35 protein-coding genes are annotated in these 26,258 nt (G+C 63.1%); 20 read left to right on the forward strand and 15 right to left on the reverse strand.

The genetic code is table 11. From position 1 onward, the window contains the following. Positions 1 to 363 precede the first annotated feature (363 nt). The 4 genes from QQL79_RS20900 to dnaQ are packed head-to-tail and all read left to right on the forward strand — an operon-like array spanning position 364 to position 3,099. Positions 364 to 966: a Maf family protein gene (locus QQL79_RS20900; RefSeq protein WP_284394076.1), complete on the forward strand. Its 603-nt coding sequence runs from the start codon at positions 364 to 366 to the stop codon at positions 964 to 966. Beyond that, positions 963 to 1,790, forward strand: a complete 828-nt coding sequence (locus tag QQL79_RS20905) for a shikimate dehydrogenase (protein WP_284394077.1) — start codon at positions 963 to 965, stop codon at positions 1,788 to 1,790. The genes QQL79_RS20900 and QQL79_RS20905 overlap by 4 nt, the downstream gene beginning before the upstream one ends. A gap of 2 nt (positions 1,791 to 1,792) precedes the next feature. Continuing rightward, entirely contained in the window at positions 1,793 to 2,389 is a 597-nt protein-coding gene (gene coaE / locus QQL79_RS20910; RefSeq protein ID WP_284394078.1) for a dephospho-CoA kinase, read from the forward strand. Further along, positions 2,386 to 3,099: a DNA polymerase III subunit epsilon gene (gene dnaQ / locus QQL79_RS20915; protein WP_284394079.1), complete on the forward strand. Its 714-nt coding sequence runs from the start codon at positions 2,386 to 2,388 to the stop codon at positions 3,097 to 3,099. Before coaE ends, dnaQ begins: the two co-directional genes overlap by 4 nt. Positions 3,100 to 3,156: 57 nt before the next feature. Here the strand turns inward: dnaQ and secB are convergent, their stop codons facing one another. Together secB and QQL79_RS20925 are read right to left on the reverse strand one after the other, a co-directional pair. Further along, entirely contained in the window at positions 3,157 to 3,678 is a 522-nt protein-coding gene (secB, locus tag QQL79_RS20920; protein WP_284394080.1) for a protein-export chaperone SecB, read from the reverse strand. Positions 3,679 to 3,760: 82 nt separating this feature from the next. Then, positions 3,761 to 4,216, reverse strand: a complete 456-nt coding sequence (locus QQL79_RS20925; RefSeq protein ID WP_284394081.1) for an FxsA family protein — start codon at positions 4,214 to 4,216, stop codon at positions 3,761 to 3,763. 168 nt (positions 4,217 to 4,384) lie between these two features. On the opposite strand from QQL79_RS20925, the gene QQL79_RS20930 reads away from it, so the two are divergent. Genes QQL79_RS20930 through QQL79_RS20940 form a run of 3 tightly spaced genes read left to right on the forward strand, consistent with a single transcriptional unit; the run spans position 4,385 to position 6,072 of the window. Next, the gene (locus QQL79_RS20930; protein ID WP_284394082.1) at positions 4,385 to 5,101 is read left to right on the forward strand and encodes a Tim44/TimA family putative adaptor protein; all 717 of its coding nucleotides are present in this window, start codon (positions 4,385 to 4,387) and stop codon (positions 5,099 to 5,101) included. A 24-nt stretch (positions 5,102 to 5,125) separates the two neighbouring features. Next, positions 5,126 to 5,710, forward strand: coding sequence for a Smr/MutS family protein (locus QQL79_RS20935; protein ID WP_284394083.1), 585 nt, complete (start codon positions 5,126 to 5,128; stop codon positions 5,708 to 5,710). Then, on the forward strand, positions 5,707 to 6,072 hold the full coding sequence (locus QQL79_RS20940; RefSeq protein WP_284394084.1) for a helix-turn-helix domain-containing protein: 366 nt from the start codon (positions 5,707 to 5,709) through the stop codon (positions 6,070 to 6,072). The genes QQL79_RS20935 and QQL79_RS20940 overlap by 4 nt, the downstream gene beginning before the upstream one ends. A gap of 31 nt (positions 6,073 to 6,103) precedes the next feature. Here QQL79_RS20940 and hslU read toward each other — a convergent pair whose 3' ends face one another. From hslU to hslV, 3 genes are read right to left on the reverse strand one after another with little or no spacing between them, the layout of a single operon-like run. Then, entirely contained in the window at positions 6,104 to 7,414 is a 1,311-nt protein-coding gene (gene hslU, locus QQL79_RS20945; RefSeq protein ID WP_284394085.1) for an ATP-dependent protease ATPase subunit HslU, read from the reverse strand. Beyond that, positions 7,411 to 7,950, reverse strand: coding sequence for a GNAT family N-acetyltransferase (locus tag QQL79_RS20950; protein WP_284394086.1), 540 nt, complete (start codon positions 7,948 to 7,950; stop codon positions 7,411 to 7,413). Before QQL79_RS20950 ends, hslU begins: the two co-directional genes overlap by 4 nt. Next, complete coding sequence (hslV, locus tag QQL79_RS20955; RefSeq protein ID WP_284394087.1) at positions 7,947 to 8,507, reverse strand: ATP-dependent protease subunit HslV; 561 nt, start codon at positions 8,505 to 8,507, stop codon at positions 7,947 to 7,949. The genes QQL79_RS20950 and hslV overlap by 4 nt, the downstream gene beginning before the upstream one ends. Before the next feature lie 510 nt (positions 8,508 to 9,017). Between hslV and hisB the strand changes: the two genes are divergently transcribed. The 7 genes from hisB (at position 9,018) to coaA (ending at position 13,609) form a co-directional block, all read left to right on the forward strand. Continuing rightward, positions 9,018 to 9,656 (forward strand): imidazoleglycerol-phosphate dehydratase HisB, encoded by a 639-nt coding sequence (hisB, locus tag QQL79_RS20960; RefSeq protein WP_370461279.1) that lies wholly within the window; start codon positions 9,018 to 9,020, stop codon positions 9,654 to 9,656. A 135-nt stretch (positions 9,657 to 9,791) separates the two neighbouring features. After that, positions 9,792 to 10,148 carry a DUF2628 domain-containing protein gene (locus tag QQL79_RS20965; RefSeq protein ID WP_284394089.1) on the forward strand — a complete coding sequence of 119 codons (357 nt, stop codon included), beginning with the start codon at positions 9,792 to 9,794 and terminating at the stop codon, positions 10,146 to 10,148. Next, the gene (gene hisH, locus QQL79_RS20970; protein ID WP_284394091.1) at positions 10,145 to 10,798 is read left to right on the forward strand and encodes an imidazole glycerol phosphate synthase subunit HisH; all 654 of its coding nucleotides are present in this window, start codon (positions 10,145 to 10,147) and stop codon (positions 10,796 to 10,798) included. The genes QQL79_RS20965 and hisH overlap by 4 nt, the downstream gene beginning before the upstream one ends. Then, positions 10,795 to 11,526, forward strand: coding sequence for a 1-(5-phosphoribosyl)-5-[(5-phosphoribosylamino)methylideneamino]imidazole-4-carboxamide isomerase (gene hisA / locus QQL79_RS20975; RefSeq protein WP_284394092.1), 732 nt, complete (start codon positions 10,795 to 10,797; stop codon positions 11,524 to 11,526). The genes hisH and hisA overlap by 4 nt, the downstream gene beginning before the upstream one ends. Continuing rightward, positions 11,523 to 12,320 carry an imidazole glycerol phosphate synthase subunit HisF gene (gene hisF, locus QQL79_RS20980; protein WP_284394093.1) on the forward strand — a complete coding sequence of 266 codons (798 nt, stop codon included), beginning with the start codon at positions 11,523 to 11,525 and terminating at the stop codon, positions 12,318 to 12,320. Before hisA ends, hisF begins: the two co-directional genes overlap by 4 nt. 17 nt (positions 12,321 to 12,337) lie before the next feature. Continuing rightward, a complete protein-coding gene (locus tag QQL79_RS20985; RefSeq protein ID WP_284394094.1) occupies positions 12,338 to 12,661 on the forward strand; it encodes a phosphoribosyl-ATP diphosphatase in 324 nt (107 codons plus the stop codon). Further along, positions 12,662 to 13,609 (forward strand): type I pantothenate kinase, encoded by a 948-nt coding sequence (coaA, locus tag QQL79_RS20990; RefSeq protein ID WP_284394095.1) that lies wholly within the window; start codon positions 12,662 to 12,664, stop codon positions 13,607 to 13,609. A 13-nt stretch (positions 13,610 to 13,622) separates the two neighbouring features. Here coaA and QQL79_RS20995 read toward each other — a convergent pair whose 3' ends face one another. Next, entirely contained in the window at positions 13,623 to 13,973 is a 351-nt protein-coding gene (locus QQL79_RS20995; protein ID WP_284394096.1) for a VOC family protein, read from the reverse strand. A 121-nt stretch (positions 13,974 to 14,094) separates the two neighbouring features. On the opposite strand from QQL79_RS20995, the gene dapB reads away from it, so the two are divergent. Then, the gene (gene dapB / locus QQL79_RS21000; protein WP_284394097.1) at positions 14,095 to 14,907 is read left to right on the forward strand and encodes a 4-hydroxy-tetrahydrodipicolinate reductase; all 813 of its coding nucleotides are present in this window, start codon (positions 14,095 to 14,097) and stop codon (positions 14,905 to 14,907) included. Positions 14,908 to 14,924: 17 nt separating this feature from the next. Next, positions 14,925 to 15,539, forward strand: a complete 615-nt coding sequence (locus QQL79_RS21005) for a 2,3-bisphosphoglycerate-dependent phosphoglycerate mutase (protein ID WP_284394098.1) — start codon at positions 14,925 to 14,927, stop codon at positions 15,537 to 15,539. A gap of 145 nt (positions 15,540 to 15,684) precedes the next feature. Here QQL79_RS21005 and QQL79_RS21010 read toward each other — a convergent pair whose 3' ends face one another. Together QQL79_RS21010 and QQL79_RS21015 are read right to left on the reverse strand one after the other, a co-directional pair. After that, positions 15,685 to 16,566 carry a methylated-DNA--[protein]-cysteine S-methyltransferase gene (locus QQL79_RS21010; protein ID WP_284394100.1) on the reverse strand — a complete coding sequence of 294 codons (882 nt, stop codon included), beginning with the start codon at positions 16,564 to 16,566 and terminating at the stop codon, positions 15,685 to 15,687. A gap of 68 nt (positions 16,567 to 16,634) precedes the next feature. Further along, complete coding sequence (locus tag QQL79_RS21015; protein ID WP_284394101.1) at positions 16,635 to 17,117, reverse strand: DUF2244 domain-containing protein; 483 nt, start codon at positions 17,115 to 17,117, stop codon at positions 16,635 to 16,637. A gap of 46 nt (positions 17,118 to 17,163) precedes the next feature. Between QQL79_RS21015 and nth the strand changes: the two genes are divergently transcribed. Beyond that, complete coding sequence (gene nth / locus QQL79_RS21020) at positions 17,164 to 17,838, forward strand: endonuclease III (RefSeq protein ID WP_284394102.1); 675 nt, start codon at positions 17,164 to 17,166, stop codon at positions 17,836 to 17,838. A gap of 3 nt (positions 17,839 to 17,841) precedes the next feature. On the opposite strand, the gene QQL79_RS21025 is transcribed toward nth, so the two are convergent. Then, entirely contained in the window at positions 17,842 to 18,297 is a 456-nt protein-coding gene (locus QQL79_RS21025) for a DUF2214 family protein (RefSeq protein ID WP_284394103.1), read from the reverse strand. A gap of 60 nt (positions 18,298 to 18,357) precedes the next feature. Between QQL79_RS21025 and QQL79_RS21030 the strand changes: the two genes are divergently transcribed. Beyond that, entirely contained in the window at positions 18,358 to 18,918 is a 561-nt protein-coding gene (locus tag QQL79_RS21030; protein WP_284394104.1) for a TetR/AcrR family transcriptional regulator, read from the forward strand. A gap of 95 nt (positions 18,919 to 19,013) precedes the next feature. Next, positions 19,014 to 20,018, forward strand: a complete 1,005-nt coding sequence (locus tag QQL79_RS21035; protein WP_284394105.1) for an adenosine kinase — start codon at positions 19,014 to 19,016, stop codon at positions 20,016 to 20,018. 171 nt (positions 20,019 to 20,189) lie between these two features. On the opposite strand, the gene QQL79_RS21040 is transcribed toward QQL79_RS21035, so the two are convergent. From QQL79_RS21040 to QQL79_RS21055, 4 genes are all read right to left on the reverse strand, one after another. After that, the gene (locus QQL79_RS21040; RefSeq protein WP_284394106.1) at positions 20,190 to 20,960 is read right to left on the reverse strand and encodes a TIM barrel protein; all 771 of its coding nucleotides are present in this window, start codon (positions 20,958 to 20,960) and stop codon (positions 20,190 to 20,192) included. Beyond that, complete coding sequence (gene pyrF, locus QQL79_RS21045; protein WP_284394107.1) at positions 20,957 to 21,655, reverse strand: orotidine-5'-phosphate decarboxylase; 699 nt, start codon at positions 21,653 to 21,655, stop codon at positions 20,957 to 20,959. The genes QQL79_RS21040 and pyrF overlap by 4 nt, the downstream gene beginning before the upstream one ends. Before the next feature lie 63 nt (positions 21,656 to 21,718). Continuing rightward, complete coding sequence (locus QQL79_RS21050; protein WP_284394108.1) at positions 21,719 to 22,327, reverse strand: histidine phosphatase family protein; 609 nt, start codon at positions 22,325 to 22,327, stop codon at positions 21,719 to 21,721. A gap of 2 nt (positions 22,328 to 22,329) precedes the next feature. Beyond that, entirely contained in the window at positions 22,330 to 22,878 is a 549-nt protein-coding gene (locus tag QQL79_RS21055) for an NADPH-dependent FMN reductase (RefSeq protein WP_284394109.1), read from the reverse strand. A 135-nt stretch (positions 22,879 to 23,013) separates the two neighbouring features. On the opposite strand from QQL79_RS21055, the gene QQL79_RS21060 reads away from it, so the two are divergent. Then, a complete protein-coding gene (locus QQL79_RS21060) occupies positions 23,014 to 23,418 on the forward strand; it encodes a VOC family protein (RefSeq protein ID WP_284394110.1) in 405 nt (134 codons plus the stop codon). A gap of 262 nt (positions 23,419 to 23,680) precedes the next feature. Here QQL79_RS21060 and dnaJ read toward each other — a convergent pair whose 3' ends face one another. Both dnaJ and QQL79_RS21070 read right to left on the reverse strand, forming a co-directional pair. Beyond that, a complete protein-coding gene (dnaJ, locus tag QQL79_RS21065; protein WP_284394111.1) occupies positions 23,681 to 24,814 on the reverse strand; it encodes a molecular chaperone DnaJ in 1,134 nt (377 codons plus the stop codon). 192 nt (positions 24,815 to 25,006) lie between these two features. Continuing rightward, positions 25,007 to 26,074, reverse strand: a complete 1,068-nt coding sequence (locus tag QQL79_RS21070) for an alpha/beta hydrolase (RefSeq protein WP_284394112.1) — start codon at positions 26,072 to 26,074, stop codon at positions 25,007 to 25,009. Between the last annotated feature and the right edge of the window lie 184 nt (positions 26,075 to 26,258).

Below are 26,258 nucleotides of genomic sequence, written 5' to 3' on the forward strand. Positions count from 1 at the left end.
TCAGCGCCGTCCACAATTGCCCATGGTGGTGACACAAGGGCGCAGCCGATTGGTTAACAGGATGTGAATCCGCATCGGGAGGGGCCAGTTCTTAACGAAAGGTAAATGGTTAACGTCGCGTTAACGGGCGCGAGTCCGGAGTCAACGATTCGAATCCGCCTGTGCGTATCGGCTGGAAACAGCGCCCCTGCGCCAAACGGGTTTTCCCCAGACCTATCCATGACTCGTGTCGCACCGGGTGCCAACGCGAACTGTTAATGTTTCGTTTACCAAGTCGAACAAGTCCGGCCTCCCGCCAAATCCATGAGTCATTATCACAGCCAAGGCTTGAGCTGGGGATAACTCTATGGAAAACATGGCTCCATGCTGATCCTCGCCTCGCAAAGCAACACAAGAAAAACCCTGCTGGCACAGGCCGGTCTGGTCTTTTCTGCCCAGCCGGCAGCCATCGATGAACGCGTGATCGAAACCGAGGCTTTGGCCAATGGCGCCGACGCGCGCGACGTCGCTCTGCTCCTCGCGCAAAGAAAGGCCGAGGCCGTCTCCGCCCTTAATGAAGGGGCCTTTGTGATCGGCGCCGACCAGACCCTGGCGCTCGGGACCGAGCTTTTGCACAAGCCGGCCGACCGGGCTGCCGCTGCCGCTCAGCTCGAGCATCTCAGGGGCAAGACCCATCGCCTCCATGTTGGCGTGACCCTGGTGCAAAATGGCGCCGTGCTATGGTCCGATCTGCAGACGGCCGAACTCACCATGCGCGATTTCACCGCTGCGGAACGCGAGGATATCCTTGATCGCGAAGGCGAGGCCTTGCTGAGTTCAGTGGGCGGATACCGGCTCGAAGGGCCTTCCATTCGGCTCTTTGAAACCGTCATCGGCGACTACTTCACCATTCTGGGCCTGCCGCTGCTGCCGCTCCTGGCCGCGCTTCGCGCTATCGCCCCCGAACTTCTCGACGGAAAACCGTGACCATCAAGGCCTTTGTCATCGGGCACCCCATAGCCCATTCCCGTTCGCCATTGATTCATGGCGCCTGGCTGGCCCAGCATCACATCGATGGCAGCTACGAGGCCATCGATGTGGCGCCCGACCATCTGCCCGCTTTCTTTGACCGTCTTCGGGCGGGAGAATTTGCCGGTGGCAATGTCACGATCCCGCATAAGGAAGCGGTTTTTGCGCTCTGCGACAGCGTCGACCCGCTCGCCACCACGATCGGCGCGGTCAATACGCTGGTCGTCAGGGATGGCAAGGTGCATGGCACCAATACCGACTATCTCGGGTTTCTGGGCAATCTGGATGCCGGCGCGCCCGGCTGGTCGGATGGCGGGAGGCCGGCAATCGTGCTCGGCGCCGGCGGCGCTTCGCGGGCTATTCTGGTTGCTCTCAGGAGCCGCCATATTCCCGTCATTCTACTCAATCGGACCCGCTCGACCGCCGATCGCCTGGCCGCCGAGATCGGTGGTGACATCCGTACTGGAGACCTCTCCGATTTCAACGCTCTGGCGCCGCTGGCGGGCCTTGTGGTCAATACCACCTCGATCGGCATGCATGGCAGCCGGTTCGACGGCTTCGATCTCGGCCAATTGTCGCCCGGAACGCTGGTGACGGATATCGTCTATGCGCCGCTGGTGACCCCTTTACTGGCCGATGCCAGGGCGCGTGGCTTGCCGGTTGTCGATGGGCTGGGCATGTTGCTGCATCAGGCGGTGCCGGGCTTTGCGGCCTGGTTCGGCATCCGACCCGAGGTCACACCGGCCTTGCGCACCAGTATCGAGGCCACGCTGGAGCATTGAGCATGTGGCGCATCGGCATTACCGGATCGATCGCAACGGGCAAATCTACTGTCCTTGCGGCCTTCAAGGATCAGGGTGTGCCGGTGTTTTCGGCCGATACCGCCGTGGCTGAACTCTATGCCGGCGAGGCCGTGGGGCCTGTCGAAGCTCTGTTTCCCGGCGTGGCGCAGGATGGCAGGATCGATCGCGACCGGTTGTCGCAAAGGCTGGCGGCCGATCCCGGCGGTTTCAAGCGGCTCGAATCTGTGGTGCATCCCCTGGTGCGGAGACGGATCGCCCATTTTCTCGATTCTGCCGAGGCAGAGGGTCATGCACTGGCCGTGGTGGAAGTACCACTGCTGTTCGAAAGCGGCTATGATTATGGGTTCGACGCCATAGCCGTCACTGCGGTCGATGAAGCCATCCAGCGGCAACGGGCTTTGGCGCGGCCGGGAATGACCGTGGAAAAGCTCAATACCATCCTTGTTCGCCAGACTCCCCAGGCCGAAAAGAGGAAGCGCGCCACCTATATATTCGATACCGGCTCATCAATCGCACAGACCCGCCAGGAGGTCGCCGCGCTGGTCGCCGATATCCGCGCCAAAGGGCCCAAAAAATGAATCGCGAGATCGTGCTCGATACCGAAACCACAGGCCTGTCGCCCGCCGATGGCGACCGGCTGGTGGAAATCGGTGGCGTCGAGCTGATCAATCACATCCCGTCCGGCCGGCACTACCACGTCTATATCAATCCCCAGCGGTCCATGCCGGAAGAGGCTTTCCGCGTGCATGGCCTGTCGGAGGAATTCCTGTCCGACAAGCCGCTTTTTTCCGCCGTGGCCGACGAGTTCCGCGACTTTCTGGGCGATGCCAAGCTTATCATCCACAATGCCGCGTTCGACATGGGCTTCCTCAATGCCGAGCTCAAGAAAACCGGCCGGCCGGTCCTTGGCAATGAGGTGATCGATACCGTAGCGCTGGCGCGCGCCAAGCATCCCGGCTCGCGCGTCAGCCTCGACGCGCTCTGCAAGCTCTACGGCATCGACAATTCGCGCCGCACCCTGCATGGCGCCCTGCTCGACAGCGAGATCCTGGCCGAGGTCTATCTCGAACTGATCGGGGGCAAGCAGGTCAGCCTGGCGCTGATCGCGGAAAACCGTATATCGGGCGCCGATGCCATTGCCGCCCGCGTCGCGGTGGCGCCGCGCCCCGTGCCCCTGGTGCGCCAGATCAGTGAAGCCGAATTGGCAGCGCATGCGGCCCTGGTGGCCAAGCTCGGCCCCGATTCGGTCTGGGCGCAATATGAGAGCGAAGTGGCGGCCGCCGAATAAAAAACCCCGGATGGACCATCCGGGGTTTTTTTCATCGCAGAGCCAAAATGGCCAAAATTAGTTGGGCTTGTCGGTCTCGGCGCTGGCGGCGGTCAAGGGCGCTGCGCCCTGCTTGGCGGCGAGCTGGGCCAGATTCTGCCGATAGATGGCGGCAAAATCCACCGGTTCCATCATCAGCGGCGGGAAACCGCCCTGCTGGGTGACGCTGGCCAGCACCTGGCGGGCAAACGGGAAGATCAGGCGCGGGCATTCGATCATCAGCAATTGGCTGAGCTGGGCCTCGGGCACATTGCGCAGGCGGAACACCCCGCCATAGACCAGTTCCACATTGAACAGGATCGTGGTTTCGCGATTGGCCTTGGCATTGAGGGTCAGCTCGACCGCATAGACGTCATCGGCCTGCTTCTTGACGCCCACCGAGATTGAAACGTTGAAGGCCGGATTGCCGCCGCCGGCCATGATCGAGCCGGGCGCGCCGGGATTTTCGAAGGAAAGATCGCGGATATACTGCCCCACCAGATTCATGGAGGGCAAATTGCTGGGCTGGGGAGCTGCGGCGCCCTGGTTCTCGTCAGCCATTCTCTAGTCCTTTGCGGCAATAGCACTGCCCGGCTGGCTAGCATCTTTGGCCCGGTGCCACAAGCGCGGCGCCCGGTCCGGCTTATTTGGGGCGATAGTCTTCCTCGTCGAGGTCAATTGTGTCGGCCCCGGCAATGCGGCCATCCTGGTCCCGGGGCTGGGTCCGATAGCTGGTGACATCGACCACGCTGACCCGGCTCGACAACGCGCCATAAATCCAGCTGCGCACCGGTGGCAGCAGGAGCGCCAGGGCGGCGATATCGGTCAGAAAGCCGGGCAGGATCAGCAGCAGGGCAGCAAGGCCGATCATCATCGTATCGGCAATGGTGCGTCCGGGCAGGCGGCCGGAACTGATATTGCCGCGCATCTGATTGAGGACGTTCATGCCCTGCAACCGTAGCAGAAGCCCGCCAGCGATCGCGGCAATGACGACCAGCGCCAGCGTGGGCAAAAGCCCGATGGTCTGGCCCACCTTGATAAAAAGGGCGATCTCCACGATCGGCAGGACCAACAGGCCAAGGGCGAAAAAGCGGGCCAAGGGCATCCATCCTTCCACTAAATCCACGCCGCAGCGCGGCAAATTGCAACTCGCCCCATCGTGAACTGGTTTTGAGGTGAGGCTTTGCCTATATATAGGCCGATATCCGCGCTCAGCGAGCGTCACCCGCGTCGAATTTACGATGCGTCTTACGCAAGGTACCTATTGATGGACGAATTCTTCGACCTGCCGACCCTCATCGTCATCGCCGTGGCGGTGTTCGTCCTGTTCAGGCTTCGCTCGGTTTTGGGCACAAGAACCGGAACGGAGCGACCCCCGCTCGAGCGGCGCAAACCTGCCGAAGCCCAGGCCAGCGAGGATACGGTGGTGCCCATGCGTCCCCGCCCCGCCACGGCCGCCCCCGATCTTGACGAGGAGCGCCGCGCCCGCAAGGTCGAAGCCGAAATCGAGCAATTCTCCCATGGCGATGCCGGCCTGGCCAATGGCTTACGCCAGGTGGTCGAGGCCGACCCGACCTTCTCGCCCAAATCTTTCCTCGATGGCGCCAAGCAAGCCTATGAAATGGTGGTCACCGCCTTTGCTTCGGGCGATCGCACCATGCTCCGGAACCTTCTCGAAAAAGATGTGTTCGACGGCTTCCAGCGCGTCATCGCAGACCGCGAAGCGGCCGGGCATAGTGTGGATTTCACCTTTGTGGGCCTGCCCAAGGTGGAAATCTCCGAGGCTGAATACGACAGGAAGAACATCCTCCTCACGGTCCGTTTCCACGCCGAAGTCGTTTCGGCCACCCGTGACAAGGATGGCAATCTGGTCGAAGGCAATGCCGATCAGGTGCAGACCGTCGCCGATGAATGGACTTTTGCGCGCAATCCAAAATCGCGCGATCCCAATTGGAAAGTCACCTCCACCAGCCAGCTAGATTGATCCTTTGTCCGGCAGGCGTCTTGCATGTCCAAGCGTGATCCCAAGCGCCTGCCGCACGATTTTCATCTGTGGACGGCCGTTGCCGCGACGGTCGATCCGCTGCGCCGCAAGGGCCTGCTGAAAATGGCGGCCGGCCCTTTGCCCCTGCCCCTTGCCGATCCCGCGCCCGATCTGCCCAAGCCGCCGCCCACGCGAAAGCCGCCCCGCAAGGCTTTCCTGCCGCCCTATCAGGCGCCTCCGGGCAATACGCCCCTGCCCGACAAGGTGGTGGAGCCTTCGGTGCGCAAGAAGGTGGTGCGCGGCCGGATCGAGATCGACGGCACGATCGATCTGCATGGCATGACGCAAAACGAAGCGCGCGGCGCGCTGCATCGTTTCATCCAGGCGCGATTCGCCCGCGGCGACCGCACCGTTCTGGTCATCACCGGTAAGGGTCTCAAGACGGACAATGACTACATTGCAGCCATGAGCGAGCGCGGTGTGCTGCGCACCATGCTGCCGGTCTGGCTCAACGAGGCAAGCCTGGCGCCGCTGGTCTCGGGCTGGAGCGTGGCGGCGCGCGGCCATGGTGGCGAGGGGGCGTGGTATGTGCGCCTGCGCCGCTCATGACCCCGCTGGGCGCAAAAATCCGGGCGCTACGCGAGGAACGCGGCATCTCGCTCAAGGATATGGCGGCGGCGCTCAATGTCTCGAGCGCCTATCTCTCGGCGCTCGAACATGGCAGACGCGGCAAGCCCACCGGCTTTTTGCTGCACCGCATGATCACGTTTTTCAACGTCATCTGGGATGAGGCCGAAGAACTGCAGCGCCTGGCCGAGTTGAGTGACCCCAAGATCACCATCGATACTGGCGGGCTCGTGCCCGAGGCGACCGAGCTGACCAATCGGCTGGCCAAGGATATCGGCAAGCTCGATCCCGAAGATCTGCGGTTTTTGACCAATGAGGTCATGCGGCGGTCAGGGAAGAAATAAGAGGTGGCACCATCGCGCCACCCCCCATCGCCTACAGTACGAACTTGCTCAGATCCGTATCCGCCGCCAGCACGCCGACTTTCTCTGCGACAAAGGCAGCGTCGATCTTGATGACCTGGCCCTGCTTGTCCGGCGCGTCGAAGGAAATATCCTCGACCAGCCGTTCCATCACGGTCTGCAGCCGGCGGGCGCCGATATTTTCGACCGAATTGTTGACCCGCACGGCCGCGTCGGCAATCGCCTCGATGGCATCCTGCGTGAAGTCGAGCGTTACCCCTTCGGTGCCCATCAGCGCCACATATTGCTTGATGAGGCTGGCATCGGTGCTGGAGAGGATCTGGATGAAATCCTCGCGCGTCAGCGCCTTGAGCTCGACCCGGATCGGCAGGCGCCCCTGCAATTCGGGCAAGAGGTCGCTGGGCTTGCTGACATGGAAGGCGCCCGAGGCGATGAACAGGATATGGTCGGTGCTGACCGGGCCATATTTTGTGGAAACGGTCGTGCCCTCGATCAGTGGCAACAGATCGCGCTGCACGCCTTCGCGCGACGGACCACCGGTCACCCCGCCTTCGCGGGCGGCGACCTTGTCGATCTCGTCGATGAAGACGATGCCGTGGTTTTCCACGAGCTCAATGGCTTCGCTCTTGAGCTGGTCCTGGTCGAGCAGCTTGTCGGCCTCTTCGGCGATAAGCGGCTCATAGGCATCCTTGACCTTGATCTTGCGCTTGACCCCGCGCCCGCCCATGGCCTGCTTGAACATGTCGGAAAGATTGATCATGCCGATGCCGCCATTGGGCATGCCGGGAATTTCAAACCCTCCGGTATTGGCCGCCGGCATCATCTCGATCTCGATTTCGCTGTCATCGAGTTCGTTATTGCGCAGCTTCTTGCGGAAGGAATCCCGGGTCGAAGGGGCAGCCGAATGGCCGACCAGCGCATCGAGCACGCGGTTTTCCGCATTCTGATGCGCCTGGGCCTGCACATCGGCGCGGCGCTTGTCCCTGAGGACTGCAATGCCGGCTTCGACGAGGTCGCGGATGATCTGCTCCACATCGCGGCCGACATAGCCCACTTCGGTGAATTTAGTGGCTTCAACCTTGATGAAGGGGGCTTGCGCAAGGCGCGCCAGGCGGCGTGAAATCTCGGTCTTGCCGACGCCGGTCGGCCCGATCATCAAAATATTCTTGGGGCTGACCTCGCGGCGCAGTTCAGCCGGCAGCTGCTGGCGGCGCCAGCGATTGCGCAGGGCCACGGCCACGGCGCGCTTGGCGTCCTTCTGGCCCACGATGTTGCGGTCGAGCTCGGAAACGATCTCGCGCGGGGAAAAATTGGTCTCACTCACTTTTTGTCACTTTCCGTGGTGCCTTGCTGTTGGGCCGGTTCCCGGTCCAGGAAGCGCACCATCATGTGTTCGTCGACATAGCGACCGTTCACGAATTGGAAGCGGGGATCGGTGCCATAGATGGTGAACCCCGCCTTTTGATAGAGCCGGAGGGCCGGCTCGTTATGGGTGGCGACGGCCAGGTGCAATTGCTTGACCGTCGATTTTGCGTGAGTCACGACTGCTTCGAGCAAGGCCCTGGAGCAGCCGCTGCCGCGCATGTCCGGCTTGACGTAAACCTGCAGCAGCCAGCCGCGATGGGCTTCCCGCCCGGCGCCCTGGTCGAAGGCCATGATGCCTACGAGGCTCCCATCCGGCGTCACCGCTCCGAAAAAGCTCAGCTTTTCCAGGAGGCTTTCCAGGTCCTCGACCGAGCGCAGCAGAAATTGCTCGGCCGTGCTGGCAAAGGCCTCGGGATGATTGGTCAGCGCTTCGAGCCTTATGGCCCGATAGGCGGGGACATCGTCCCGGGTAAGACGCCGGACGGAATAGCTCACGCGTCGAGCTCGATGGTTTCGAGCGTCACATTGCCATTGGTATAGACGCAGATTTCCTCGGCGATCTTCATGGCGCGGCGCGCGATCTCTTCGGCGTCGAGTTCGGTCGCATCGGCCAGCGCCAGGGCGGCGCTCAGCGCATAATTGCCGCCCGAACCGATGGCGGTAACGCCGTGATCGGGCGTGAGCACGTCGCCGGTGCCGGTGAGGACCAGCGTCTCTTTCTTGTCGGCCACGATCATCATGGCCTCGAGCCGGCGCAGATAGCGATCGGTGCGCCAATCCTTGGCCAGTTCGACCGCAGCCCGCATCAACTGGTCGGGGTATTGCTCAAGCCGGGCTTCGAGCCGTTCGAACAGGGTAAAGGCGTCGGCAGTCGAGCCGGCAAAGCCGCCGATCACCTTGCCGCTAGCCAGGCGCCGGACCTTCTTGGCGCCATGCTTCATCACGGTCTGGCCCATGGAGACCTGGCCATCGCCAGCCACCACGACCTTATTGCCCTTGCGCACGGAAACGATCGTCGTCCCGTGCCACCCGGGGAAGTTATTGTCACTCATAGGGAGGGTACTCCAGAACTGTTGAGTGATATTTAGGTGACATGGCCGGGAATGCAATGCGTGCCAATACCCCGCACGGCGCTGGCGCCTGCGGTTACACGGTAACGGGCGGCCTTTGACTCGGCCAGTGTAGACTAGGGGAGCCAAAGGCCGCCCGTCACGATCCGCTTTTGCGCAAGGTCCGGTTCAGGCGGTACCATTCTTGCAGGTCCGGCTGCCGAGTTTCCAACCCCACTGGAAAGGCGCCCCTCTCCCACGGTCATTCCGCCCGGCCCTGCGTCGGGACCGGTGACTGGCGGAACGGGGGCATAGTCGCATGCGGTTTGGGGGCGGGGATAAGTTTTTGGGGCGGGGTTGGTTGTGGCATCGGAGTACCCCCTCCTAGCCTCCCCCTGATAGGGGGAGGGATCTCTCCACTCTTAGGACTGGCTCGTCACAACCACCAGACAGTCCCTCCCCCTATCAGGGGGAGGCTAGGAGGGGGTACCCCGATCCCGCAACGCAATCTTTATGCGTTCAGTCGCATATGTTAGAGAGCCGCCATACCCGGAGACACCGCCGATGCGCACCGCAAAGATTGCCCGCAAGACCAACGAGACCGAGATATCAGTCTCGATCAATCTCGATGGCACCGGCGCGCATAACATGGCGACCGGCATCGGCTTTTTCGATCACATGCTCGACCAGCTTTCCCGCCACTCGCTGATCGACATGGATGTCTCCTGCAACGGCGACCTGCATATCGACTTCCACCACACGGCCGAGGATGTCGGGATCGCGCTGGGCGAAGCCATTCGCCAGGCGCTGGGCGACAAGAAGGGCATTCGCCGCTACGCTTCCTGCGACCTGCCCATGGACGGTACGCTGACCCGCGCGGCGCTCGATGTCTCGGGCCGCCCGTTCCTGGTGTTCCGGGCCGAATTTTCCCGCGACAAGGTGGGCGAGATGGATACCGAACTCTTCCGCGAGTTCTTCCAGGCCTTCGCCATGAATGCCGGCATTACGCTGCATATCGAGAACTTCTACACCGACAATAACCACCATCTGGCCGAGTCCATGTTCAAGGCCGTGGCCCGCGCCCTGCGCGATGCGGTTGAGATCGATCCCCGCGCCGCCGACCGCGTGCCGAGCACCAAGGGCGTGCTGTAGGCTTTTGTTTTCCGGCCTTTTGCACTAAATCCACCCCAACCACGGTGTCACCCCGGCGAAAGCCGGGGCCCATCCTGAGATCTCAGGATGGATTCCGGCCTGCGCCGGAATGACATCGAGTTTTTGGAGCGTTCAGTGACCCTCTTTGCCATTTTCGATTCCCCTGCCCGCAAGTCTCTTGCCCCGGTCGCGATTCCGGAGAAATTCTCCTGGTTTGCCGCGATCCTGCCGCCGGTTTTCGCGCTGGTGCATGGGCTCTGGTTCGAACTGATCGGCTTTGTCGTGGCGCTGGTGGGCTTGAGTTTTGCTGCGCCCTGGCTGGGCCCGGACGCCACCATCTGGCTCTATATTCTTTTCGCTGGTGGCATCGGCTTCGCGGCCCCCGGCCTGCGCCGGCATAATCTTGCCGCCCGTGGCTGGCGCCATCGCGGCGACCGGGTGGCGGGCGATGCGGATCTGGCGCGGCTGGGCGCGCTGGAGAGCCGCTCATGAGTCTCGTCACCATTATCGATTACGGCGCGGGCAATCTGCACTCGGCCGCCAAGGCGTTTGAGCGCATGGCCGCAACGCTCGATTCCCGCCCGGTGATTGAGGTCACCTCCGACCCCGACCGCGTGCGTCGGGCCGATCGGATCATGCTGCCCGGCGTCGGCGCCTTTGCCGAATGCAAGGCGGGGCTCGATGCCGTTGATGGCATGGTCGAGGTTTTGCAGGAGCGGGTGATTGCCGGCGGCGTGCCCTTTCTCGGCGTCTGCGTCGGCATGCAATTGCTGGCCAGTGAAGGCCGCGAGAAAGTCGTCACGCCCGGCCTTGGCTGGATTGCCGGCGCGGTCGAAAAACTTGACCCCTCCGATCCCGCGCTGAAAATTCCGCATATGGGCTGGAACACGATTGAGGTCCTGCGCCCCCATGCGCTGCTTGCCGGCATTCCCACCGGGCCCGATGGGCTGCATGCCTATTTCGTGCACTCCTATCATCTGGTGACAGATGCGCCCGACACGCTTGTTGCCACCGCCGATTACGGCGGGCCGGTTACCGCCTGCGTCGGCCGCGACAATATCTTCGGCACCCAGTTCCACCCGGAAAAAAGCCAGGCGCTGGGCCTCAAACTGATCGAGAATTTTTTGCGGTGGGCGCCATGATCCTGTTTCCAGCCATCGACCTCAAGGATGGCCAATGCGTGCGCCTCAAGCTGGGCGACATGAACCAGGCCACCGTGTTCAACGACGATCCGGCGGCCCAGGCCAAGAGCTTTGAGGATCAGGGGTTCGAGTATCTCCATGTTGTCGATCTCAACGGCGCCTTTGCCGGCGAGAGTGTCAATGGTGCGGCCGTCGAGTCCATCCTGAAGGCGGTCAAATTCCCCGTCCAGCTGGGCGGCGGCATTCGCAATCTCGGCCATATCGAAAGCTGGCTCGACAAGGGCCTGGCCCGGGTGATCCTCGGTACGGTTGCCGTGCGCGATCCGGCACTGGTCAAGGAAGCGGCCAGCAAGTGGCCCGGCCAGGTCGCTGTGGGCATTGATGCCCGTGGCGGCATGGTGGCGGTTGAGGGTTGGGCGGAGACGTCCGAACTGAGCGTCATCGAACTCGCCAAGCGCTTTGAAGGCGCTGGGGTCGCGGCCATCATCTATACCGATATCGACAGGGATGGCGTGCTGGCCGGCATCAATTGGGAGTCGACGCTGGAGTTGGCTCGCGCCACCTCCATTCCGGTGATCGCCTCCGGGGGTCTGGCCTCCATGACCGATATCGAGCGCATGACGCAGCCCGATTATGCCGTGCTCGAAGGCGCCATTTCCGGCCGCGCGCTTTATGACGGGCGGATTGATTCACGTGAAGCATTGGCCTTGTTGAGGAAAGCCGCATGACCCTCAAGACCCGTCTGATCCCCTGCCTCGACGTGATGGGCGGCCGTGTCGTCAAGGGTGTGCAATTCGTCGATCTCAAGGATGCCGGCGACCCGGTGGAAGCGGCCATCGCCTATGATGCGGCGGGCGCCGATGAATTGACTTTCCTCGATATCACCGCCAGCCACGAAGGCCGCGACACCATTTTCGACGTCGTGGCGCGCACCGCCGAACACTGCTTCATGCCGGTGACGGTGGGCGGCGGCGTCCGCTCGATCGAGGATATCCGCAAGCTCCTGCTCGCCGGCGCCGACAAGGTCGCCATCAATTCGGCGGCGGTCAGCGATCCCGATTTCATCGAGCGGGCGGCCGACAAATTCGGCAATCAATGCATCGTCGTTTCGGTCGATGCCAAGCAGCGATTGGCCCAGCGCATTGGCGGGGACAATAAGTCCGAATGGGAAATCTTCACCCATGGCGGCCGCAAGCCGACCGGGCTCGATGCGGTGGAATTTGCCATCCGCCTGGTCGAGCGCGGGGCCGGCGAATTGCTGGTGACCTCGATGGATCGCGATGGCACCAAATCCGGCTTCGATCTGGCGCTGACCCGCGCCATTGCCGATGCGGTGGAAGTGCCGGTTATCGCTTCGGGCGGTGTGGGGAGCCTGCAGGATCTGGTCGATGGCGTGAAAGAGGGCCATGCCAGCGCTGTGCTGGCGGCCTCGATCTTCCACTTCGGCACCTTCACCATCCCCCAGGCCAAGCACTATCTGCGCGAGCATGGCGTGGATGTGCGCATGGACCGGGCCGCCTAACGGCATTGGAGGCATTCATGCCTATGACTCTTGAAACTCTCGACCAGCGCCTGGCTCTGCGCGCCGCCGCTTCGCCCGACGAAAGCTACACCGCCAAGCTGATTGCCCGTGGCGTGGAAAAATGCGCGCAGAAGCTGGGCGAGGAAGCCACCGAGGCGGTGATTGCCGCGGTCAGTCGCGACAAGCCGGAACTGGTCAAGGAAAGCGCCGACCTGCTCTATCACCTGCTGGTCCTGCTGCGCGCTTCGGGCGTCGCGCTGGACGATGTCATGGCCGAACTCGATGCCCGCACCGCCCAATCCGGCCTCGCCGAAAAGGCCAGCCGCAAGGACAATTCCTGAATGAGCAAGCGCAAGGGACCCAATCCCTACCACCATTTCACCAAGGCGGAATGGTCCGCTTTGCGCGCCGATGAGCCCATGACGCTGACGCGGGACGACATTGCCCGCCTGCGCACACTGTCGGACCCCATTTCGCTGGAAGAGGCCGAGGAAGTCTATCTGCCGCTGACGCGCCTCCTGTCCTTCTATGTCGAGGCCATCCAGGGCCTGCACAATGTTTCAGCGCGGTTCCTCGAAACACCGGACCACAAAGTGCCCTTCATCATCGGGGTCGCCGGATCAGTCGCGGTCGGCAAATCCACCACCGCGCGTATTCTCCAGGCCCTGCTGCAGCGCTGGCCGTCGAGCCCCAAGGTTGACCTGGTGACCACCGACGGTTTTTTGTATCCCAATGCGGTGCTGACCGAGCGCGGCATCATGCAGCGCAAGGGCTTTCCCGAAAGCTATGACCGTGGGCGCTTCGTCGCCTTCCTCGCCGATATCAAATCGGGCAAGGCCAATGTCAAAGCCCCGGTCTATTCGCACCTGGTCTATGACGTGGTGCCGGGAGGAGAGGTCGTGGTCGACCGGCCCGATATCCTGATCGTCGAGGGGCTCAATATTTTGCAGCCCGGCGAATTGCCGAAAAACGGCAATCCGATCGTCTTTGCGTCCGACTTCCTCGATTTCTCGATCTATATCGACGCCGACACCGACGAGCTGGAGGGCTGGTATCTCGAGCGCTTCTTCCGTCTGCGCGAAACCGCCTTCCAGGACCCGACCTCCTATTTCCGCCGTATCGCTGAAATGAGCGAGGAGGAAGCCGGCGAGTTCGGCCGCAATATCTGGCGGACGATCAACTTGCCCAACCTGATCGACAATGTCCTGCCCACCCGCGGCCGCGCCGATCTGGTGCTCAAAAAGGGCAGGGATCATCTGATCGAGGAAGTGCAGCTGAGAAGGGTTTAGGTTTTTCGCCGCCTCAATAGGTGCCCTGTTGTGGCTGGCTCAGGATGATCTGGTTACCATCCGGATCGCGGAACTTGGCGGTTTTGAAAAAATCCCCGAAGGCTTTGGCGACCGGCACGATGCCGTGCAGCCCCAGCCGCCCCAATTCCTCGGCAATGTCGTCGACCACCAGGGTCAGCGCCGAAGCGCCCGCCCGGTCGGCATCGGTGAACACCTGGATCCAGCCGCCGCCCGGCGTCTTCCATTCGGCCACGTCATTGATCGGCCTGGCATCGGGCATGCGTCCGAACAGGCGCTCGTAGAAGTCGATCGCCTCGCCAATGTCTTCCACGGCAATGCCGGCCAGGGCGTTGGTGATGGTCATGTCGCGTCCTGATTTGGTCTGTTGCTGGGCAAACACTATCACGCCCATTGTGTTCCGGTAGCGCTGTTGGCGTTTGCGCGTGCCGCTGCTATAGCCGATGCCGACTATTCGGAGATGGATGATGACGCAGCTCAAGGTGGTAGTGGCGGGTGCAGGCGGGCGCATGGGCGCGGCCAATATCAAAGCCATAGCCGGCCATCCCGATCTCGTGCTGCATGCCGCTATCGACCGGCCCGGCTCGCCCGCCATCGGCAAGGATGCGGGCACGCTGGCCGGCAGCGATGCCCTGGGCGTTCTGGTGAGTGACGATATCGATGCCGTGCTCGCTGGCGCCGATGCCATTATCGATTTCACCGCGCCCGGCGCCAGCGTCGCCCTGGCGCAAAAGGCTGCGGCGCGGGGGCTCGTTCATATCATCGGCACGACGGGTTGTTCGGAAGCCGACGATGCGGCCATTGCCGCCGCCGGCGCGGCGGGCGCCCGCATCGTCAAGTCGGGCAATTTCTCCATGGGCATGGTGGTGCTGGCCAATCTGGTGCGCCAGGCCGCGGCGGCCCTCGCCGATTACGATGTCGAAATCTTCGAAATGCACCACGCCAAAAAGGTCGATGCCCCCTCGGGCACCGCGCTGATGCTGGGCGAGGCCGCGGCAGCCGGACGCAATGTCCTGCTCAAGGACAAGAAAGTCAGCGGGCGCGATGGTCATACCGGCGCGCGCGAACCCGGCACGATCGGTTTTACCGCTTTGCGCGGCGGCACGGTGATCGGCGATCACCTGGTGATCCTGGCGGGGCCCTCTGAGCGCATCGAGCTCAATCACAAGGCCGAAGACCGCACCATCTATGCCAATGGCGCCGCCCGCGCCGTGCTCTGGGCCCATGGGCAAAAGCCGGGCCTTTATTCCATGGTCGACGTGCTCGGCCTTATCGACTGAACAAGGACAATTCCCATATGACCGGCACCCTGATCCTCGTGCGCCATGGCGAAAGCGAGTGGAACCTCAAGAACCTCTTTACCGGCTGGCGCAATCCGGACCTGACCGAAAAGGGCATCGGGGAAGCCCGCGCCACCGGCAAGGCGCTGAAAGCCAAGGGCATCTTGCCCGATCTCTATTACACCTCCGCCCTGCGCCGCGCCCAGCACACGCTGGACCTGATGCTGGAAGAGATGGATATCCTCAACGTCACCATCACCCGCAATATCGCGCTCAACGAGCGCGACTATGGGGACCTCTCGGGCCTCAACAAGGATGATGCGCGGGCCAAATGGGGTGAGGAACAGGTGCTGATCTGGCGCCGCTCCTTCGATGTGCCCCCGCCGGGCGGGGAAAGCCTCAAGGACACCGCGGCCCGCACCCTGCCCTATTACGAGGCGGAAATCCTGCCCCAGCTCAAGGCCGGCAAGACCATTCTTATCGCCGCCCATGGCAATTCGCTGCGGGCGCTGGTGATGGCGATTGAGGGGCTGACGCCCGAGCAGATTTTGAAGCGGGAAATCGCGACGGGTCAGCCCACGGTTTACAATATCGGGGCCGAAGGGCAGCTCGAAGCGCGGATCGAAATTTAAGAGGGATACCCCCTCCTAACCTCCCCCTGATAGGGGGAGGGACCGCTCAGTGGTTTGACTCGATGCAGTTCCAGGAGTGGAGAGATCCCTCCCCCTATCAGGGGGAGGCTAGGTGGGGGTAATCCCCCACCGATTCACGTGAAACTTAATGCGCGGCCGAGACCACGCCGGCTTCCCAGCCCAGGATGGCCCGTTTGCGCGGCACGCCCCAGTGATAGCCGGTCAGCGCGCCTGATGTGCCCACCACGCGATGGCAGGGCACGACGAAGCTGATGGGGTTCTTGCCCACGGCCGCGCCGACGGCACGCGCCGCGGTGGGCCGGCCGATATGGTTGGCGACGGCCGAATAGGTCGTTGCCTGCCCCACCGGAATCTTGAGCAGCGTTTCCCACACCTTGACCTCGAAATCGGTGCCGATCAGCACCACCCGCACCGGCCGGTCTGCCGACCAGCGCGCGGGATCGAAGGCCTGGGCGATCAGCGGGGCGACACGGGCATCGTTGCGGGTAAAGCGCGCCTTGGGCCAGCGATTGGCCAGGTCTTCGAAGGCCTGTTCCACGCTGGTTTTGGCATCGGCAAAGCCCAGCCCCGACATGCCATATTCAGTAGCCGTTACCACGGCCAGCCCGAAGGGCGAGGGCGCGACGCCCCAGACCATGTCGAGCCCTTCCCCACCGGCGCGGAAAATGCCGGGCGGCATGGCTTCATAGGCAACGAACAGGTCGTGCAACCGGGATGTGGAGCTCAATCCCACCTGATAGGTGGTATCGAGCACGCTTTCCCGCGCGCGCAGCAGGCTCTTGGCATGGTCCAGCGCCACGGCCTGGGCAAAGCTTTTGGGAGAAAGGCCGCACCAGCGCCGGAAGAGGTCGCTCAATTGCCGCTCGGTCAATCCCAGCGCGCGGGCAAAGCGCGGCAGGTCGGCAACGTCCGGGCCATTCTCGCTCAGATAGCGGATGGCAGTCTGGATGGTTTCGTAGTCGGTATCGGGCGTAAGGGGCATGATCTGGTTCATTGGAACACCCATGATCTTGTCTTGGTCATGGGATGATCTAGGCATTTGTGACTGATAATGCGACCCGGTTTTGACGCGCCTCAGGCGCGGGCCTTGCGCAGCGCGGTGCCAAAAGCCTTGGCGAAGCTCGCCTTGTCATCGCTGTTGAGGAAGGCTCCGATTTCGATGTCTTCGCGCCCGGCCCGCAGGCGCAGGGCCAGCGTTCTTTCATTGTCGTCCCGCTCCAGCACCAGCCGCACCAGCCGCGGCTCGAAGCGGCGCAAGACGCGGTCGCCTTTGGCATCCACGCTGGCAATCTCCAGCTGGTCGGACCACATGCGCACGATTTCGCGCCTTTTGCCCTGGCGCGAGGAAAAATAGAAGGTGAGGGCAATCGCCACGCCATCAAGCGCGGCAAAGCCCGCCATGGCCCAGAACGAGCCGGACAGCACCAGCAGGAGCGGCGAGAGAATCAAAAGAACCAGCAGGGCCGCGACAAGCCGCTTGCCGCCCCGCCCCAAGGCGCGGTGAGGCGTCAGTTCCGCGGCAAACAGCGGCGAAGTGGTTGTGGCTTGCATCGGCATGGCTGTCTCTGGGAAAGACTATAGGCGCAGAATCAGTGTCGAGAGAATGGCCGTGGCAAAAAAAGTGAAGAGCCTTCCCAAGGCGGATATCGAAGCCATCTTCGCCCGGTTTCATGAAATAGAGCCCGAACCCAAGGGCGAACTCGATTATATCAATGCCTTTACGCTTCTGGTGGCCGTGGTGCTTTCGGCCCAGGCAACCGACGCGGGGGTCAACAAGGCCACCAAGCGCCTGTTCGAGCTGGCCCCCTCGCCCGCCGCCATGGTGGCCCTGGGGCAGGACGCAATCGAAGCCCAGATCAAGACCATTGGCCTCTTCCGCACCAAGGCCAAGAATGTCTTTGCCCTGAGCCAGATGCTGCTCGATCGGCATAATGGCGAAGTGCCCGAGGATCGGGAGGCGCTCGAAGCCCTGCCCGGCGTTGGCCGCAAGACCGCCAATGTGGTGCTCAATATCTGGTTCAAGCAGCCGACCATCGCGGTGGATACCCACCTGTTCCGCGTCGGCAATCGCACCGGGCTGGCACCCGGCGCCACGCCCCTGGCGGTGGAACAGGCCCTGCTCAAGGCCGTGCCGCCGCAATATCTGCTGCATGCCCATCACTGGCTGATCCTGCACGGCCGCTATGTCTGCAAGGCGCGCAAGCCCGAATGCTGGCGCTGCGCCATCGCTCAATGGTGCCGGTTCGAGCCGAAATCACCCTTGCCCAGGGGTGCCTGAGCCTCAGGCTATGCCATAGCCGCGTGCCATGGCCGCGGCGAAGATCGGGATCAGCACCAGCACGGCCACCTCGCCATGCACGAATCTGCGGCTGGCGGCGATTTCGCTGGCCGGCGGGGCAAAATCCGGCTCGCTGGCCAGCCGCTTGCGCCAGCGCAGCAGCGATAGCGTCGGCTGGATCGACAATAGCCCCACCACGAGGAAGGCCGCCATTTTGCCCCAGAAGGCGAAATTGGTCAGGTAATAGCTCGCATCGGTGCCGCCGAAAAAGACGCGGAGGAACCCCACCACGATAACCAGGCCCGCCACCGCGCCATAGGCGCCATCGATTTTGGCGAGCTGGTTGAGCCGGCTTCCGGCAATGCCCGGCCGCAGCATGGCAAATTCGGCGGCAATGATGCCGACCAGGGTAAAGACCGCCAGGTGGTGAGCAATCGCCAGCAGGAGTCCGATATCCATTTGCCCGTCCTCAACACGGTATGTTATCATCGATCACATATCTGCTCTCTTATGTGATCAATGTCAACATCCATCAACGCCCCCTATCATCACGGCAATCTCCGCCAGGCCCTGCTCGAAGCGGCCCTCATTATTCTCGAGCGCGAGGGCGAGGCGGGGCTGGGTCTGCGCGATCTGGCGCGGGCCGTCGGCGTTTCGGCGGCCGCGCCCTATCGCCATTTCGATAGCCGGGCGGCCCTGCTCGAAGCGCTGGCGGTGACCGGCTTCCAGCGCTTCACCGCCGCCATGGAGGCCATTCCCGCCACCAATCCACCTGACCTGATGGCGGCCATGGGCAAGACCTATGTGCTCTTCGCGCTCGACAATGCCAATCTCTTCCGGCTGATGTTCTCGCCCCAACTCAGCAAGGACGGCCGCCCCGGCCTGCGCATCGCCGCCGATATGGCCTTCGATACCCTGCGCCATGTCAGTGGCGGCGATACCAGGACAGGCCGGATCGCGGCGCTGGCGGCCTGGGCCAGGGTGCATGGCCTGGCCGTATTGCTGCTCGACGGCCAGATCGCCCTGCGCGCCGGCGAGGACACCGAGGCGCTGATCGCCGAGATTGTCGAACATCTTTGAGGCCCGCATTGCGGCAGACGCGGCTAAAGCTTGCCCCGACGCCGTCACCCGTCTAAACCGGGCGACGGTAATTTTCCTCACCGGCGGACCGCTTCATGTCCCACACCCGTTTCGACGTCCTCACCATCGGCAATGCGATTGTCGACATCATCGCGCCGGTGGAAACAGGATTCATCGAGCGTGAGGGCATGAGCGAGGGCATCATGCACCTGATCGATACCGACCGGGCCGAAGAGCTCTACGGCAAGATGCCGCTGACCCGGCAGCAGATTTCCGGTGGCTCGGCCGCCAATACCGCCGCCGGGGTCGCCTCGCTGGGGGGCCGCGCCGCCTTTGTCGGCAAGGTCGCCGATGATCCGCTGGGCGATGTGTTCGAAAGCGATCTCGATGCCATCGGCGTGCATTATGCCACCAGCCGCCTCAAGAACGGCGCCTTGACCGCCCGCTCGATGATCTTCCTGTCCGAGGATGGCGAGCGGACCATGAATACCTATCTGGGCGCCTGCCACCAGCTGACCGAAGCCGATATCCGCCCCGACGAGATTGGCGGCGCTTCCATCACCTATATGGAAGGCTTCCTCTGGGATCCGGTCGAGGCCAAGAAGGCCTTTATCCTGGCTGCCCATTATGCCCACAAGAATGAGCGCGCGGCCGCCTTCACGCTGTCGGACCCGTTCTGCGTCGATCGCTATCGCGCCGAATTCCTCGACCTGATTCGCAGCAAGACCATCGACTACGTGTTTGCCAATGTGCATGAGCTGAAATCGCTCTATCAGACCGATGATCTGGGGGAGGCCGTGCGCGAAATCGCCAAGGATGCCGAACTTGCCGCCATCACCATGGGCGCCGATGGCGCCATGGCGGTCTATAATGGCGAAATCACCTCGGTTCCGGCCTTTCCGGTCGACAGGGTCGTGGACGCCACCGGCGCAGGCGATCTCTTCGCCTCAGGGTTCCTGCTCGGCATGGCCCGTGGCCAGACCATGGAATCGGCGCTCAAGACCGGGTGCCTGGCGGCCTCCGAAGTCATCAGCCATATCGGCGCGCGGCCGCAGGTGGAACTGACCGAATTGGCGGAAAGGCATGGGCTGGCGGGGTAAGTCCCTCTTTTTTCCCTTCTCCCCTTGAGGGAGAAGGTGCCCACAGGGCGGATGAGGGGTTTCTTTCTTCTGCGCTTCTGGCATGGGCGAGCGCAGAACCCCTCACCCTGTCATTTCTGCTGAACGCAGAAATGCCGTCCCTCTCCCTCAAGGGGAGAGGGGAAGAAAGAACTATCGCCCCAATGCCGCCCGCGTCTCGTCAAGCGCCACGGCAGTCTTGCCTGTCGGCTTGAACTCCAGCCCCACATAGCCGCCATAGCCATTGGCCGCGAGCCAATCGAGGCTTTCCCGCAAGGGCAAATCGCCCGTTCCGGGCTGGTTGCGGCCCGGATGATCGGCGACATGGATATGGGCAATGCGATCCACCCGCCCCGCCAGCACCTCTTGCGGCACTTCGCCCATCACCATGGAATGGTAGAGATCGTAAAGCAGCGCGATTTCCGGGCGGTTGACCGCCTCGACGATATCGAGGCCCTCAGCCGTCGAGTGCAAAAAGTAGCCGGCGTGATCGACCAGGATATTGAGCGGTTCCAGCGCCAGCCGCACCCCTGATCCCTTGAGCACATCGGCCGAGCGCGTCATGGCCTCGGCCAGCGCCTCATGCTGGCTTTCCCGCGACACGCCTGACAGCAGCGGCCCGGCCTGGGCGATCATCACCTTGGTCCCCAGCCGCTGCGCCACGGCCAGGCTTTGCGCCAGCCCGTCGAGAAAACGATTGTGATCGCTCGTCCGCGTCAATTCGGCAAAAGGTTCGGCAACGATCCCCGCCAGCGCCAAGCCGGTCTGGCCCAACCCGTCCTCGATGGCATTGAGGTCCTTGTTGGACCAGAGCCAGAATTCAACCGCAGCCATGCCGGCCGCCTTGGCGAGACGAATGCGCTGCGCCACATCGGCCGTTTCCGGCACGAAGAGCATGTCGATACAGGCAGAATATCCCCTCATGCCAACCGCGTGCCGCTGTTCATTTCGTTGAGGATCGCTTCGGCGGCCGCCTTGGGATCGGGCGCCGCAATGATCGGCCGTCCCACCACCAGGTGCGTTGCGCCCAATGCCAGGGCCTCGGCCGGCGCCATCACCCGCTTTTGGTCGCCAAAAGCCGAGCCGGCCGGCCGAATGCCGGGGGTGACGATGAACATTTTGTGCCCGATGATGGTGCGCACCATCTCGGCTTCATGGGGGGACGTCACCACCCCGCCGATGCCGGCATCGCGCGCCTGCTGCGCCCGCAGGGCCACCAGCCCTGCCGCGTCGCGCGCATAGCCAGCTTCCTTGACGTCTTCATCGTCCATCGAGGTGAGGACAGTGACGCCCAGCACGCAGAGATCGGAGCCCTCGGCAGCCTTGGCGGCGGCACGTATCGCCTTGGGATAGGCATGGACCGTCAGCATGGTCGCGCCGGTCTCGGCGATGGCGGCCACGCCCTTTTCCACCGTATTGTCGATATCGAGAAGCTTCAGATCGAAAAACACCTTCTTGCCGGCCCTGAGCAGGTCCCGGCCCAGGCCATAGCCGTCGGCGCCGTAAAAGCACTGGTAGCCGATCTTGTAGAAATCGACGCTGTCGCCCAGCAGCGAGACGATTTCCTCGGCGCGCGCGCGTGACGAAACGTCGAGGCCCACGATCAACTGGCCACTCATGGTCTTTCCCTCCGATGTCGCTATTATTGCCGCGTTAAAGCAAAAAGGGCTGCGCCGCAAGCCTCAGCCCCGGTGCCAGTCCGCCGCGATATCCTCGATCCGGGTCCATTCGCTGTGCAATTGCCGGCGGGCAAAGTCGAACACAAAGCCATTGCCGCCCCCGGTTCCACCCGTCCGGCCTTGGTCTTCCGCCCGGTCTATGGACCGCCCCCCGACATGGCATTTGAGCAGCGAACCCACCGCGCCATGGCCGCAAAAGATGACAATCGCATCCTGCGATACCCCTGCCAGCGCCACACGCACTGCGTCCACAATGCGCGCCTGCGCATCCACCGCCCGCTCCCAGCCGTCGACGCTGGTTTCCGGTTCGGCAAAGAACCGGTCGGCCGTGGCCTCGAAAAGTTCGGGCGGCAGGAAGCCCGTGGCACTACGATCATTCTCGCCCATCATGTGATCGCTGACGATCGGGCCGCCCGCCACCGCGGCGATGATCTCGGCCAGCTCCACCGCCTTGCGTTCGCTGCTCGAGAAAATCGTCGCGCCCCGCGGCACCGCGCTGCTGGCGGCAAAGTCTTCGGCGCGCCGCCGCCCTTCGGCGGACAATCCCCAGAGTGGCACCGGCACATTGGGGTCCATGGCAACCTGCGGATGGGTGAGATAAAGCGCCCGCATGCCTATCGCCCCCGCGAAAAATGCGTCAGCTCTTCAATCAGCTGTTCGACCTTGCGGATGATTGCCGGCTCGACCGGCGCCCCTGCCTCGTCGAACGCCTCGCTGGCCGGCCCGATGCCCAGGAGCGTCGGCACCACCAGGGCGCCCACCTTGGTCAGCGATTCGCGCAAGTGGCTGAGGGCCCAGATAGTGCCGTATTTGCCCGAGCTGACCCCACCAATGCCGAAGATTGCGTGCCGGAACGGGCTGGGCCGCTGGCGGCTGACCCAGGCCAGGGTGTTGACCATCAGCGGGGATACCCCGCCATTATATTCGGGGCTGGCGATGAAGACGATGTCATGGCTGCGCCAGAGCTCGGCCAGCCGCACGGCGGCCTCGGGCACATTGTCGGGCTCCAGGTCCTCGTTGAAGATGGGCATGTCGAAATCGCCGAGGTCGAGGGCGGTGACGGCAATGCCGGCTGCCTCCAGCTTCTGCCCGACATGGGCCTGCAGCATGCGATTATACGATCCCGTGCGGATAGAGCCGGAAAGGGTGAGAGCGGTCGGCATGGGTGGGGAAAATCCTCTTCGAACAAAGGAACTTTGCCCGGCCCTCCCCGCTTCGGCAAGAGCCGGCTTGACGCGTTGCCCCGCTTCGATTTAACTTAAGCAAATGCTTTAGTGAAAGCGTGAGGAGATCGCATCATGGCCACCAATATCTTCGTCAACCTGCCCGTCGCCGATCTGGAGGCGTCCAAGGCCTTTTTCGGCAAGCTTGGCTTTACCTTCAATCCCCAGTTCACCGACGAGACCGCGGCGGCCATGGTGATCGACGAGAATATTTTCTCGATGCTGCTGACGCATGAAAAATTCAGGCAATTCACGCCCAAGGCGATCGCCGATGCCAAGGTGGTGAGCGAGGTGCTGATCGCCATTTCCCGCGACAGCCGGGAAGCGGTTGCCGAACTTTTCGACAAGGCCATCGCCGCCGGCGGTAGCGAAGTGCGGCCCGGCGACGACTATGGCTTCATGGTCTCGAAGGCCTTTGCCGACCTCGATGGCCATATCTGGGAAGTGATGTGGATGGACCCGAATTATGTGCAGGAGTGAGGGCTAGAGCGGTCGAGCACTTTCTCTGCCCCGCCTCACCCACCGCGCCTCCCTCGGGCTTGACCCGAGGGCCATTCTCAGCCCGACACAAGCGACGAAAGGTCCTCGGGTCAAGCCCGAGGAAAGCGACTGTGGGAGACGAATACACAGCTCTCCCCAACCACGATGCCGGGATGGCATTCGGTATGGATTCCGGCCGGAGCCTGTCCTCGGGCGCGAAGCGTCCCGGGGGCCGGAATGACACCTTGGGTAAAACGGAAGCTTAGGCCTCAAACATCTTCTTGAGTTTGTCGAAGAAGCCACCCGAGGTCGGGCTGTTTTCTTCCGTCTCGAGCCGCGCAAATTCCTCGAGCAGTTCGCGCTGCCGCCGGCTCAGGGCCTGGGGCGTCTCGATATCGAGCTGCACATAGAGATCGCCGACATCCTTGCTGCGCAGCACGGGCATGCCCTTGCCCTTGAGGCGCACGCGCTGGCCCGGCTGGGTGCCGGCGGCGACCTTCACCTTGGCGCGGGTGGCGTCGAGCGTGGGCACTTCGAATTCCCCGCCCAGGGCCGCCGTGGTCATGGCAATGGGAATGCGGGCATAAAGATCGGCGCCGTCACGCTGGAACAGCTCATGCGGCTTGATCGAAATGAAGATGTAGAGATCGCCGGGCGGGCCGCCGCGCAGGCCGGCTTCGCCCTCATTGGCGAGGCGAATGCGGGTGCCGTCTTCGATGCCCTTGGGAATATCGACGCTGAGCTTGCGGTTTTCCTGGCGCCGGCCCTGGCCACCGCAATCGGTGCAGGGCTGGTCCATCATCTGGCCGCGCCCCTGGCAGACCGGGCAGGTCCGCTCGATGGTGAAAAAGCCCTGGGCCGCGCGCACCTTGCCATGGCCATTGCATTGCCGGCAGGTATGGGTGCCGGTGCCCGGCTTGGCGCCCGACCCATCGCAGGTGGTGCAGCCGACCAGGGTGGGCACATCGATTTCGACCGTGCGGCCGGCAAAGCTCTCTTCGAGGCTGATTTCGAGATTATAGCGCAGGTCGGCCCCGCGGAGCTTGGCCGCGCCACCTCCCCCGCTACGGCGGCCGCCACCCATGAAGTCGCCGAAAATGTCCTCGAAGATATCGGACATGGAGGAATTGAAGTCGCTGCCGAAACCGCCAGGGCCCCGTCCGCCGCCATTTTCAAAGGCGGCATGGCCGAACCGGTCATAGGCGGCGCGCTTCTGGCCATCCTTGAGCGTATCGTAGGCTTCGTTGATTTCCTTGAACTTGGCCTCGGCCTCGGCATTGCCGGGATTGCGGTCGGGGTGGTGCTGCATGGCGAGCTTGCGATAGGCGCTTTTCAGCGCTGCATCGTCGGCGCCCTTGGCCACGCCAAGCACCTCGTAGAAATCCCGTTTGGCCAAGAAACAACTCCGAATGCATTTTGGGGGCGCTTACGCCCCTGATCAAACCAGCCCCACGTCAAGCCCCTAGATGGCAATCAACCCCGCTCCCCGCAAGGGGCTGGGGGTTGCATAACGGGCAAAACCTGTGCCGCCGCTCTTAGCAAGCGACGGCACCGGGTTCAACATTGCTGATTCGAAGGTGCAAGCGGATTAGCCGCGCCGGTCGGACATAAAGGCCTTGCTCAGCGCATCGGCGGCGTCGCCCTGGGCGAACAGCGCCTTGGTGACCAGCACGCCCAGCCCGAAAAAGCCCTGCGTCACCCCGTCATAGACCCAGCAATTGACCGGGACATTGGCGGCCTCGAGCGCTTCGGCCAGCGCTTCGCCCTCCGAGCGCAGCGGATCGATGCCGGCCAGCACGATGGTGGCGGGAGCAACGCCGCGCCAATCGTCGCGCGCGACAAGATCGATGCGCTTGTCCGTGATGGCCTCGGCATCTTCGAACAGATGCCGGAAGCGCCAGCGCATGGCGGCCAGCCCGATCGGGCGGACCCGCAAGGTGGCGCCATAGGACGCGGTGGCGAGATCGCTGCCGGCAATGGGGTGGATCAGCACCTGATGCACGGGCTGGGTCACGCGCTCCTTGCGCGCGCGCAGCGCCACATTGGCTGCCAGATTGGCGCCTGCATCCTCGCCGGCAATCGCCAGCCGGCGAGGATCCCCGCCCAACTCGCGCGCCTTGGCCACCAGCCATTTCCACGCCGCCCAGGCATCCTCATGGGCGGCCGGGAATTTGTGCTCGGGCGCCAGCCTATAGGCTACCGAGATCACCATGGCGCCGGTGCGCCGCGCCAGGGCCCGGGCCGAGGCGTCATGGCTATCGAGATCGCCGGTGACAAAGCCGCCACCGTGGAAATAGAGGATCATCGGATTGAGCCGGCTGAGCAGGCCCAGCGGCCGGTAAAGCCGGCCGGGCAATGCGCTGTCCTCGCCGGTTTCGATGTCGATATTCTCGGCAGTGACGCCATCATCGGCAGGTTCGCGGGTCTGCAGCGCCAGGATGCCCGCAATGGCATCGGCGGCCTTGGGCTGGCGCCGCGCCGCGCTGGGCGTCGATTGCTCCAGTGGCCGCGCGCCCAGTTCGGCCAGGGCGTCGAGCACATGCTTCATATCGGTATCGAGCCGGCTCATCGGATCGCCGCCGATCAATTCGGCAAGGCGTCCGATCGTATCCATATTGGCTGCCGGCTCCGGAAGGTTCGCGCTGGAATCGGTCATGAGGCCACCTCGTTCTTGGCAAGCCTCTGTTTGATCCCCCTATTCGGCCGGGATTTAGGCCCAATCGTGCTGTTTTTGCGGCGGTGATTCACGTGAAACGGCGGGCTGGCATCGGCGCAACACCAGCCCAAAACAAAAAGGGCCCGGCTTGCGCCGGACCCCTTCTGCAAAAATTCAAAACCGG

The sequence above is a fragment of the Devosia yakushimensis genome, from assembly GCF_030159855.1.
Taxonomy (GTDB): domain Bacteria; phylum Pseudomonadota; class Alphaproteobacteria; order Rhizobiales; family Devosiaceae; genus Devosia; species Devosia yakushimensis.